The sequence below is a fragment of the Nitriliruptor sp. genome, assembly GCF_040882075.1.
In the GTDB taxonomy this organism is placed as follows: Bacteria; Actinomycetota; Nitriliruptoria; order Nitriliruptorales; family Nitriliruptoraceae; genus Nitriliruptor.
In genome coordinates this window covers 1-11,457 of record NZ_JBBEBZ010000207.1, presented here as the reverse complement: position 1 = coordinate 11,457, position 11,457 = coordinate 1, and the positions used below count along the sequence as shown (strand labels likewise).

Here is an 11,457-nt window from a genome sequence, read left to right as displayed (position 1 = left end):
CGCTCCCCGTCGAACGGTCCCCGCAGGCCCTTCCGCGGAAGACGCCAACCAACCTAGACACGAGGTGTGACATCGATCGTCCGCCGGGGTTCCGTGGCCGATCACCCCTCGGCACGGGGAAGGCGCGGCGCAGGGGGAAGGCGCGGGGAAGGAGCGACCGAGGCGGTCAGGCGGCGCCGATCTCCTCGAGCGCCACCTGCCACTTGGTCCGGTCGCGGACCTCGGGGACGGGGTTGCGGTCGGTGTAGACCACCTGGCCGTCGCGGTCGATCACGAACGTCGCCCGGGCGGCGACACCGAACTTCTCCTCGAACACCCCGTAGGTGCGCGCCACATCGCCGTGCGGCCAGAAGTCGCTCAGCAGCGGGAAGTCGAAACCCTGCTCGGTCGCCCACCGCTGGTGGGCCGGCGGGGAGTCCACCGACACCGCGAGGGTCTCGACGTCGTCGTTGCGGAAGGTCTCGATCGAGTCCCGGATGCCGCACAGCTCCGCCTCGCACGTGCCCGTGAACGTCAGCGGGTAGAACACGAGCACGACGGCCTTCTTGCCGCGGTAGTCCGACAGACGGACGGGCTGGCCGGTCTGGTCCTTCAGCTCGAAGTCGGGGGCGACGTCGCCGATCTCGACGCTCACGGGGAGATCCTCAGGTCCGGTGGCGGTCCCGGGTGGACCGGCGCGGGGTGCGGGAAGGTAGCCCCCGTGCTTCGAGGCGCGCGAGCAGCGGGATGGCCGCGATCTTGTCGGCGGTGAGCTGACCCCACCGGATGCGTCCCGGGGGGCGAGGTCCCCGGCGGGGCACCTCGATGACCCGTTCAGGGGTCACGATCAGGTCGAGCCGGACGTCGTGGTCGGAAGCTGGCACCGCCCCCGCCGGGAGCACCTGCACCTCGTGCACGGTGGTGACGACCACGGTGCGGTCGTCGATCATCCCGGCTTCGGACGCGAGCGCGAACTCGAGGTCGGCGAACCCTCCACCCTTGCCGAGCCGGAGCCCGTCCTCGGTCACCGCGACGCACCCGGTGACCACGAGGTCGACCGGTTCGAGGTCCTCGACGGCGACCGTGTGTGCCGAAGCCGATGCCCCCTTGATCGACGATGCACGTCGCGGCGTGTCGGCGAGGTGGTCGGGATCGAGCAGGAAGAACGGGTCCTGCCCGGCCAGGCGCGGCACCGCCATGTAGACCGTCTTGCCGTCCTCGAGCGCCCGCTGCCGGACCGGCCACTGGGGGCTGTCGGGGTTGGCCTTCACCGTGGTCGCGGCGCGCCAGACGTCGGTGTCGCGGAGACGTTCGGCTGCCGCCTCCGCTCCGACGAAGTTCGAGATCCGGTGGCGGGCGCCGGGGAAGCGCGTGACCCCCGCAGCCTCGAGCCGGTCCCAGACCTGCGTCCGCAGCTCGGCCTTCCGCGCGAGCAGCTCCGGGTCGCCGCCGGCGTCGCGGGCGTGGTCGCCGGGCGTGCGGGAACTCACCCGGAGAACGCGGTCGGCAGGGCCGGGGGTTCCTCATCCCAGGTGGCGCTGCCGTCGTCGCCGCGCAGGTGCAGCAGCCGCGGCCGCTCCTCGTCCACCACGACGGCGTCCACACCGCGTCGCTCGCGGACGTCCTCGACCCGGTCGAGTTGCTTCTCGAGCTGCCGGCGACGCGTCCCGCTGAGCTGGTCGTAGGTGCGGGCGACCGTCTCGAGCTGACGTCCGAGCTTGTCGACCTCGTCGCTGTAGCGCCCCCACTGGTCGCTGAACCCACCGAGGAGACCGAGGATCTCGTCCGAGGTCCGCTGCAGGGCCAACGTGTCGCAGGACTGGCGGATCACCGCGAGCACCGCGAACAGCGTCGACGGTGAACACAGCACGACCTGCTGCTTGAGCGCCTCGTCGAGCAGGGTGGCGTCCTGCTCGTGCACGTAGCCGTAGATCTGCTCGTTCGGCATGAACAGCAGCACGCAGTCGACGGTGCCGGCCTCGCGGTCCACGTACCCCCGGGTCGACAGCTCCCGGATCCGAGCCTTGACGTCCTTGAGGAAGGCCTTGCGGCACGCCTCGCGGTCCGCGTCCGCATCGCACTCGAGCATGGCGAGGTAGTTGGCCAGCGGGAACTTCACGTCCATGTGCAGGTGCAGGTCGCCGGGCAGCAGGAAGGTGACGTCGGGTCGGGCGCCGTTGGGCAGCGTGCGCTGGGTCTCGTAGTTGACACCGTGCTTGAACCCCGCGGCGCGCAGGACGTCCTCGGCCATCCGTTCGCCCCACTGGCCGCGGGCCTGCGACGAGGTCAGCGCCTCGCGCAGCGCTCCGGTCGTCGCCTGGAGCTCGCCGTGGACCTGCGCGACGCCGCGGAGCTGCTGGGTGACCTGGCCGAGCTGGTCCGCGCGGTCCCGTTCGAGCTGCTGGACGACCTCGGTGATCCGCGTGAGGGTCCCCCCGACCCGCTGCAGCTCGGCGTCGATCAGGGCCTTCTTGCCCTCGAGGTCGGCGGCACCCGATGCGGACCGTGCGTCGAGGCGCTCGCCCGCGACGGTCACGAGGGTGTCGATCGCGTGCTGCAGGTCGACCTGGGACCGTGCGGCCTGCTCCTGCGCGAACCGGTGCTGGAGGTCGAGCATCCGCTGCTGCTGGGCTTCGAGGTCGCTACGGAGCGTCGCGGCGAGGTCCTCGGACCGGGACCGCTGGGCCCGCGTGGCCCACAGGGCGGTCCCGAGGACGGCCACGGTGACGGCCAGCACGGCCAACACGACGGCGGTGACGGTCACGGTTGCCTCCCCGCTCTGCGGCGTCCCACCTCGTCGGTCGAGGTGGTGAACGCACCGTAGGGAGTCGGTGTGACACGACCGAGGAGGCGACCCCGGACGCGTGGGGCGTCAGGCGTCGACGCCAGCCCCGGCGACGTCCTCGTCCTCGTCCTCGTCGCGGTTCGACGCCGCGCCTTCGCCCCAGCCCTCGTCGACCTCGTGCGGGTAGGGCTTGCTCTCGACGAGGTCCGCGGATTCCGGGTCCCACTCGGGCTCGCGGCGGACCGGCTGCACCCCGCTCGAGGGGAAGTCCTCGAGCGGTCCCGAGGGCTTGGCGTCCCACCGTGCGAAGGTCAGCTCGGTCTGCAGGTACAGCGCGAGCAGCTCCGCGGTGGCCACGATGCTGTCGAGGTGGGTGCGTTCGTGCCCGTGGGTCGCGTCGACACCGAAGCCGACGAGCGCCGCGCGGGTCTCGGCACCGGCCTCGAGCGCGGACGCGACGTCGGAGCGGTAGAAGCGGAAGACGTCCCGGTTGGCCTCGATGCCGTGGCGCGCCGCGAGGTCGTGGAGCCGCCGGGTCAGGTGGTAGTCGAAGGGCCCGTGGAGGTCCTGCATCGCGAGCGTCACGCCGGTCTCGGTCGAGTGCTGGCCCGGCGCCACGACGGCGGAGTCGACCGACACCATCTCGGCGACGTCGCTGTAGAGACCGGACGAAGCGCCGTGACCGACCTCCTCGGCGACGGTGATGAGCAGGTGCGCGCCGACCGCGAGCTTCTCCCCGCGCTCGATGACCGCCTTGAAGGCCGCGAGCGCCGCAGCGACACCGGCCTTGTCGTCGAGGTGCCGGGAGGTCACGAACCCGGACCGCGTGATGACGGGGAAGGCCACCTGGGCGACGAAGTCCCCGACCTGGATGCCGAGGTCGCGCAGGTCCTGGGCCGAGCTGACCAGCTCGTCGACGCGCACCTCGACGTGCTCCCAGCCGACGGGTTGGGTGTCGACGTCGTCACCGAAGGCGTGCCCGGAGGCCTTGTTCGGCAGGACGGTCCCGGTGAAGACGTGCTCCGGGTCGTCGGTCAGGATCGTGACGCGGGAGCCCTCGGAGAACCGTGAGCTGTGGGTCCCCACCGGGACGATGGCGAGGCGGCCGTTGTCCTTGAGCTGCTGCACCATGCACCCGATGGTGTCGGTGTGCACCACGATGGCACGGTCCAGGGTGCCCTCCTCGCCGTCGAGGCTGCCGACCATCACGCCGCGCCGCGTGACCTCGAACGGCAGGCCGATCTCCTCGAGCCGCTCCCCCACGTGCTGCATGATCACGTCGGTGCGTCCGGACGGCGACGGGATGCGCAGCAGCTCGAGCAGGACGTCCTTCATCCACTCGACGTCGATGGTCAGCTTGGTGACGGTCACGGGGCGCTCGTTCCACGGCGGTGCGGTGCTTCGGACAAGGTGGCGACCGGGCACCGTACCCGCGACCGCCACGGCCGTTCCGCCGTGCCCGCGGGCCTCACCTCGGGCGAGGCGCACCCGAGGCGTAACCCGAGACGACCGTCCGCCCGACCTCGTCGGCGGTCATCCGGAACACCTCGCCGCCGGTGAGGTGGGCGAGACGCTCCGCGAAGGCCAGCAGCCCCGGCGCGTCCTCGAGCAGGAACACGTCGAGCTCGATACCCGCGCGGGCCAGGCGCATCGCCTCGCGCAAGGTCGCCTCGAGGGTCTCGGGGATCGGCGGCCAGTTGAAGATCGACCGGCCGTCGACGAGGTGGGCGGTCGGTTCGCCGTCGGTGACCATGATCACGCGCTTGACGGGCCGCGGATCGTCGGCGAGCACCCGGCGGGCGAGCAGGAACGCGTGGTGCATGTTGGTGCCGTAGACGCGTTCGAAACCCGCGGCGGCCAGGTCGGCCGGCTGCATCCTGCGGGCGTAGTCGGAGAACCCGATCAGGTGCAACGAGTCCTGCCGGTGGCTGCCCTCGATCAGGGCGTGCAGGGCCAGGGCCATGCGCTTGGCGGGCACGAAGTGGCCCTGGAGCGGCATGCTGAAGGACAGGTCGAGCAGGAGCGCCGTCGCGGTGCGCGGACGGACCTCGGTCTCGGCGACCTCGAGATCGTCGGGGTGCAGGCGCAGCGGGTCGGTGGGCGCCGATCCGGGAGCGGCCGCACGACGCATCACCGCGTTGCGGAGCGTCGGCCCGACGGCGATGGGCTCGCGGTCACCGAACACCCACGGGCGTGTCTGACCGGTCGCCTCGGGGTCGGCGCCGACGGTCCGGGTCGACGGCTCGCGCCGGACCCGGGCCAGCAACCGCGCCAGGGACCGCTGGCCGAGCTGTCGGGCACCGCGCGGCGTGAGCTTGAGCTCGCCGTCCTCGACCCGCATCGCACCGGAGCGTTCGAGCTCGCGTTCGATGGCCTTCAGGGCACGGACGTCACGAACGGCGTCGTCACCGAGGTGGCGCCGCAGTGCCTCCTCGTCCACGTCGTCGAGGGTGGCACCGGGGTGGTCGCCGACCAGGGACCGTTCGAGGTCCTCGAGCTCAGCCACACGGGCGTACGCGTCGACGGCGGCGCTGAAGGGCCCGCTGGCCTCACCGGGCCCGGGCTGGTCCGGCGCGCCGTCCCCGTCGCCGTCGTCGTCACCGGACCCACCCGGGATGCCCTGCGGGAAGGCCGCCGCGATGCTGGCCCCGAGCTGATCGAGCTGGAACTGCAGGTCCACGTCGTCGAACACCTGCCGGGCGAGATCCTCGAGCTGGCGGCGCTGATCGGGAGGCAGCGAGCGGAGGAACGCCGCCGCCTGCGCCGCGCGCTGTGCCATCTCGGCGAGCAGCTCGTCGAGGGTGGCGGGATCGCCCGGCAGGAGGTCAGCGTGGGTGGCCTTGAACTCGGCGAACCGCTGCGGTTCGTCGGCCGGTGGCGTGCCTCCGTTCGCAGCACGTGCCTTGAGCAGGGCGTTCAGGTCACCCAGCATGGCGGCGATGCGCGCCTGATCCTCCGGCGTGATCGACTCGAGGGCGCCGGTCAACGACCGCAGGTGCGCGTCGAGCAGGTCCTTGCGCAGGCGGTCGGCGAGCTGCTCGAAGGCGGTCGCCGCGTCGGGCGAGCGGAAGTCGTGGTCAGACAGGGCGCGGAACCGGCCGGCGGGGTCGGACGGCATCGTGTCGAGGTCGAGCTCGGCCAGCCGCGCGTCCGGGTCGTCGGCCTCCGCGAGCGCCTCGCGTTCGGTGGCCACGATGGTCTCGAGCTCGTCGCAGAGCTGGGCCAACGGACCGTCGTCGTCGAGCTGTCGTTGCAGCGCGCGACGTTGCCGGGCGAGCGACCGTCGGAGCTCGTCGAGCCCGCGGCTGCCCGGCGCACCTCGCTGCTGCAGCTCACGGAGCGCCGCGCGACCGCCCGTACCCATCAGCAGGTCGTCGGCGAGCCCGTCCAGCACCTCCGACACGTCGATCCGGTCACCGAGGGGGTCCTGCGACCCGTCCCAGGCGCCGTACCGCGAGCGCACCACGTCAGGCCCCGTACCGGACGCGTCCGTCGTCCACGTCGTCGCGGTTGAGGCGGCGGCCGAGGTGCAACCCCTCGAGGACGAACTCGACGACCGACGCGGCCACCTCGACGTCGTCGGTGGCGTCCCACCCGCCCCCCTCACCGGGGGCCGGCTCGCCGAGCCGTTCGGTCCAGCGGGCCAACCCCCCGATCCGCTCTCCCAGCCCGGCGAGCACCGCTCCCCCGGACACGAGGTCCCCCGTCTCGACGCTGGTCCCGTCCACCTCGAAGCGCTCGACCAGGGCGCGCAGGTCCTCGCCCCCGAGGTGGCGACGCCACACCGTCAGCACGGCTCGCCGGAGGGCGAGATCGACCACGTCGAGCTCGCCACCTTCGTCGAGCAGGTCGAACTCGATGCGACCGAGGGAGGCGGGCAGGACCGCGCGCAGGTCGATCATCCGTGGGACGGCCAGGCGTGCACCGGTGCGTGCAGCACGGCGGACGGCGCCGGCGACCAGCGTCTCGTGGGCGCCGATCGTGAAGCGCACCGAGACCCCGGACCGCTGGTTCACGTCGGGGCTCTCGCGCAGCAGCCGGACGAGCTCGGCGAGCACCTCGTCGAGGAACCTCGGCACGTGCACAGGCACGTCCGCCGGCGGCGTGGCTGCCTCCGCGAGGACGATGGCGATCTCGTCCTCGATCGTGCGGGGGTAGTGGGTACGGACCTGGGCGCCGAACCGGTCCTTGAGCGGCGAGATGATGCGACCACGGTTGGTGTAGTCGTCGGGGTTCGCGGTCGCCACCAGCAGCACGTCGAGCGGCAACCGCAGCGAGTACCCCCGGATCTGGACGTCCCGTTCCTCGAGGACGTTCAGGAGCGCGACCTGGATCCGTTCGGGCAGGTCGGGCAGCTCGTTGATCGCCACGATGCCGCGGTGGTGGCGCGGGACCAGCCCCCAGTGGATCGTCTCCTCGTCGCCGAGCGTGCGACCCTCGGCGACCTTGATCGGGTCGACGTCACCGATCAGGTCGGCGACCGCGGTGTCCGGGGTCGCGAGCTTCTCCGCGAAGCGGCGCTGGCGATCGATCCACGCGACCGGCAGGTCGTCGCCGAGCTCGTCGTGGCGACGGCGGCAACTGACGCAGGCCGGGTGGTACGGCGAGCAGTTGATCTCGCAGCCGGCGACGACCGGCGCGTGCTCATCGAGCAGCTCGGTGAGCTTGCGGACCAACCGGGTCTTGGCCTGTCCGCGTTCCCCGAGGAGGATCAGATCCTGGCCGGCGAGGACGGCGCGTTCGAGATCGGGGAGCACCGTGTCGTCGTACCCGACGACACCGGTGGTCATCGGGTCACCCGCGCGCAGCCGTGCGACGAGGTTGGCGCGCAGCTCCTCCTTCACGGTCCGGTCGGGGGAACCGCTGGCACGCAGCTGGCCGAGCGTGGTGGCCTGCGGTGCGGCGCTGGTCACGTGGGCACTCCCCTCGGTCCGGCGTCGAGGGTAGGAGGTGCTCACCGACGCCGACGGTAGTTCGGGCCGGCCGGGGCCACGGACGGGGACGCGGACGGGGACGACGGGCCGGCCGGTACCGTCGCGGCACCGAACCGACCTCCACCGAGCGAGGGACCACGCACGTGAACGAGCCGGATGTCCGCGCCGAGGCGGCGTGCTACCTGCACCCGGATCGGCCGGCGTTGACGCGGTGCTCACGGTGCGAGCAGCCCATCTGCGGCGACGATCTCATCGAGGCGCCCGTCGGCTACCAGTGCCCGCGGTGCGCGCAGGGCGGCCAGCCGGTCAAGCGGCTCGCCGACCTCCAGGCGGCGCCCGTCACGCGCGCCCTCGTGTACGCGATCGGCGGCATCTACCTGCTGAGCATGGTGGTCGGATTCGGCGCGCTCTACGAGGTGGGCGCGCTCGTCCCCACCCTGGTGGGTGTCGGCGAGGTCTGGCGCATCGTCACCTCCGGGTTCCTGCACGCGCAGACGCCGCTGCACGTCCTGTTCAACGGCTACCTGCTGTGGGTGCTCGGCCACCAGCTCGAACCGCGGATGCGACCGGCGCGGTTCGTGACGCTGTTCGCCGGCGGCCTGATCGGCGGTGGGCTCGGGGTGGTGCTGCTCAGCTACCTCACCGTCCTCACCCCGCTCGGGACCGTCCCGATCATCGGCGACGTCCTGGCGACCAACCCCTTCGGGCGGACCGTCGGGGCGTCGGGCGCCGTCTTCGGGCTGTTCGGCGCCGCGCTGGTGGCCTACCGCCGCCAGGGCATCAACCCGTGGCGGACCGACATCGGATCGCTGGTCCTGCTGAACCTCGTCATCACCGTCGTCTTCTCCGGCTCGATCTCCGTCGGCGGCCACATCGGCGGTCTGGCCGCAGGCGCGCTCGTCGGTGCGATCCTCCTCCGCGACCGCGGTCCGATGCCGCTGCGGATCGCCATCGGGACGGTCGTCGGGCTCGCGGTCGTCACGGTGGTGCTCGCCCGCGCGATGGTCGCCGGCCTCCTCTGACCCCGCCCCGTCCGAGGATCAGGTCGCGGACGAGTCGAGCTGCTCGATCTGGTACTTGCCGTAGAACGCGACGTCGTCGGCACCGTGGCTGCGCAGCACCTGGCCGAGCTCGGCCTTCTCGCGCTCGCGTGCATCATCGTCGTCCTCGTCGGCAGCGAGCTGGACGCACACGATCGTGGCGCCCTCGCCGAGCCGGTCCTCGAGGACCCGCATCCGCTCGGCCTCGTCACCGAGCACCTTCTGTGCGGCGCGGACGACGGTCTCCTTCACGCCCTCGCCATCGTCCGCGCGGGGAGCCAGGTCGCCATCACCGCCTCGGTGCACGCTGACGGCCTCGTCGGCCACGCCCGCGTCGCGGAGCGCCGAGCGGAGCTCGTCGAGGTCGCGGCCCTCGGGCAGGGCGCCGACGACCTGGTCGGTCGGGTAGACGAACGTGGCATCGCTCACTGCTGGTGCTCCTCGGTCGGGGTATCTCGGTCATCGTCGGCGCGGTGGTCGGTACCGACCGTGCCGGGTTCCCACCCACGCGGGAGCGGGCGGGTCTGGGGGAAGAGCAGGTCGACGAAGCGCTCCGCCGTCGGCTGGGGTTCGTGGTTGGCGAGGCCCGGCCGCTCGTTGGCTTCGATGAAGACGTGATCGGGACCCGACACGTCCGGCACCAGCAGGTCGAGCCCGACGACGGGGATCTCGAGCGCGGCCGCAGCGGCCACGCACGCGTCGGCGAGCGTCGGGTGCAGCTGTTCGGTGACGTCGTGGATGGTCCCGCCGGTGTGGAGGTTCGCCGTCCGCCGGACCCCGAGCGAGACGCCCTCCTCGAGGACCTGGTCCATCCGGTAGCCCTGGTCCTGGATGCAGCGTCGGGTCATCTCGTCGAGCGGGATGGTCGACTCGCCGCCCGTCGCCGACTCGCGTCGCCGCGCGGTCGACTGGACCAGTTCCTCGATGGTGTGCCGACCGGTACCACGGACCGTCGCCGGGCGGCGCACCGCCGCGGCGACGACCTCGCCGCCGATGACGAGGACGCGCAGGTCGTCGCCGTCCGCGATCTCCTCGAGCAGCACGTGGGTCGAGTGGCGCTCCGCGAGCGCCACCGCTTCGCGCAGCTCCTGGGCGTCACGGACCCCGACCGTGATGCCCTGTCCTTGTTCGCCACGGGCCGGCTTGACGACGATCGCGCCGTGCTCGGCGAGGAAGCGATCGTCCTCGATGCTGTCGTCCACGACCCGGCCGCAGGGGACGCGCAACCCCGCGAGCTCGAGCACCCGCCGGGTCACGCGCTTGTCGTCACAGCGGCTCATGGCGACGGCGGTGGTCAGCTCCGACAACGATTCCCGGGTGACCATGGACCGGCCACCGTGGCTGAGCTTCAGGTACCCGCCCTCGGCGTCGAGCACCTCGACGGTGATCCCCCGACGCATGGCCTCGTCGGCGATGATCCGGGCGTAGGTGTTGAGGTCGCCGAGCCCCTCGGTCGGCGACGCGCTGAACAGGCGCTCGTTGATCGGGTTCTTGCGCTTGACGCAGTAGACCGGGACCCGGGTGAACCCGAGCTTCTCGTAGAGGCCGATCGCGGCGTCGTTGTCGTGGACGACCGACAGGTCGAGGTAGGCGCGGCCGCGGGCGTGGAACCGCTCCGCGAGCGTGGCCACGAGCTTCGCGCCGACCCCGGGACGGGTGGTCTGCGGATCGACGGCGAGGCACCACAGCGACGTGCCATCCTCGGGGTCGTCGAAGGCGTGGCGGTGGTCGACCCCCGTGATCGTGCCGATGATCTCGCCGGTCTCACCGTCCTCGGCGACGAGGTAGGTGAAGGTGGCCGTGCGCTGGTTCGCCCACAGGACCTCGGTGGGGGCGGTGACCATGCCGGCCGCCGTGTAGATCCGGTTGACCGCGTCCGCGTCCCGCTCGGAGCGCAGGTCCCGGACGATCACCGCGCGCGACGGGTCGCGAGTCGGACGGTGCCGGTGGAGCCACAACCGGTAGGTGTGGCTCGGGTCGATGAACAGCTCCTGCGGGGCCTTGCTGACCAGCACGTGGGGTTCGCGGACGTACAGGCAGACGTCGCGCCGGCCGGGCTCCTCGGCGGAGACCTGCTGGAGGATGTCCTCGTGCGAGGCGAAGGTCTGGCCGAACAGCAGCCGGCCCCAGCCGCACTCGAGGACGACGTCGGGCCGGACGCCCTCGTCGAGGTGGCTGGGGCGCGCGTCCCACGATCGGGTCGACAGCCCCTCCTCGGCGGCGGGGCGACGCCCGGGCTTGGCGGGCCGGGGCCGACGGCGGTCGGGTTCACCCACGTTCAGGCCGGCCGGATGTCGTGCGACTGCAGCCACAGCTCGAGCAGCGCGAGCTGCCACAGCTTGTTGCCACGGAGCGGGGTGAGCGAGGCGTTCGGGTCCGCGAGCAACGCGTCGACGTAGGCCGGTTCGTAGAGCCCCCGTTCGCGGGCTTCGGGCGCGTGCAGCGCGTCGCGGACGTGGTCGAGGTAGGGCCCCTGGAGGTGCTTGAGCGCCGGCACCGGGAAGTAGCCCTTCGGGCGGTCGATCACCTCGTTCGGGATGACCCGCCGAGCGGCCTCCTTCAGCACGCCCTTGCCCTCGTGCGCCAGCTTGAGCTCGGGTGGGATACGGGCCGCGACGTCGAGCACCTCGTGGTCGAGGAACGGCACGCGCGCCTCGAGGCCCCACGCCATCGTCATGTTGTCGACGCGCTTGACCGGGTCGTCGACGAGCATGATCTG

General features: G+C 72.1%; 10 protein-coding genes. 1 reads left to right on the top strand and 9 read right to left on the bottom strand.

Annotation, left to right across the window (positions count from 1 at the left end; genetic code table 11):
* Positions 1–166: 166 nt before the first annotated feature.
* The 6 genes from WEB03_RS15225 to WEB03_RS15200 form a co-directional block, all read right to left on the bottom strand.
* Positions 167–634, bottom strand: coding sequence for a peroxiredoxin (locus WEB03_RS15225; RefSeq protein WP_368071769.1), 468 nt, complete (start codon positions 632–634; stop codon positions 167–169).
* 10 nt (positions 635–644) lie between these two features.
* Entirely contained in the window at positions 645–1,469 is an 825-nt protein-coding gene (locus tag WEB03_RS15220; protein WP_368071768.1) for a 5-formyltetrahydrofolate cyclo-ligase, read from the bottom strand.
* Positions 1,466–2,743, bottom strand: a complete 1,278-nt coding sequence (locus WEB03_RS15215) for a DNA recombination protein RmuC (protein ID WP_368071767.1) — start codon at positions 2,741–2,743, stop codon at positions 1,466–1,468. Before WEB03_RS15215 ends, WEB03_RS15220 begins: the two co-directional genes overlap by 4 nt.
* Before the next feature lie 108 nt (positions 2,744–2,851).
* Positions 2,852–4,099, bottom strand: coding sequence for an osmoprotectant NAGGN system M42 family peptidase (locus tag WEB03_RS15210; RefSeq protein ID WP_368071771.1), 1,248 nt, complete (start codon positions 4,097–4,099; stop codon positions 2,852–2,854).
* 133 nt (positions 4,100–4,232) lie between these two features.
* On the bottom strand, positions 4,233–6,227 hold the full coding sequence (locus tag WEB03_RS15205) for a hypothetical protein (protein ID WP_368071766.1): 1,995 nt from the start codon (positions 6,225–6,227) through the stop codon (positions 4,233–4,235).
* 4 nt (positions 6,228–6,231) lie between these two features.
* Entirely contained in the window at positions 6,232–7,677 is a 1,446-nt protein-coding gene (locus tag WEB03_RS15200; RefSeq protein ID WP_368071765.1) for a sigma 54-interacting transcriptional regulator, read from the bottom strand.
* A 164-nt stretch (positions 7,678–7,841) separates the two neighbouring features.
* Here WEB03_RS15200 and WEB03_RS15195 point away from each other — a divergent pair, with 164 nt between their 5' ends.
* Positions 7,842–8,720 carry a rhomboid family intramembrane serine protease gene (locus WEB03_RS15195; protein WP_368071764.1) on the top strand — a complete coding sequence of 293 codons (879 nt, stop codon included), beginning with the start codon at positions 7,842–7,844 and terminating at the stop codon, positions 8,718–8,720.
* Between the two features lie 18 nt (positions 8,721–8,738).
* Here WEB03_RS15195 and WEB03_RS15190 read toward each other — a convergent pair whose 3' ends face one another.
* The 3 genes from WEB03_RS15190 to WEB03_RS15180 all read right to left on the bottom strand — a co-directional run.
* Positions 8,739–9,167 (bottom strand): hypothetical protein, encoded by a 429-nt coding sequence (locus WEB03_RS15190; RefSeq protein ID WP_368071763.1) that lies wholly within the window; start codon positions 9,165–9,167, stop codon positions 8,739–8,741.
* Entirely contained in the window at positions 9,164–10,945 is a 1,782-nt protein-coding gene (ngg, locus tag WEB03_RS15185; RefSeq protein ID WP_368071770.1) for an N-acetylglutaminylglutamine synthetase, read from the bottom strand. The genes WEB03_RS15190 and ngg overlap by 4 nt, the downstream gene beginning before the upstream one ends.
* 71 nt (positions 10,946–11,016) lie before the next feature.
* The coding region (locus WEB03_RS15180) for an asparagine synthase-related protein (RefSeq protein WP_368071762.1) at positions 11,017–11,457 on the bottom strand (441 nt) is incomplete at its 5' end.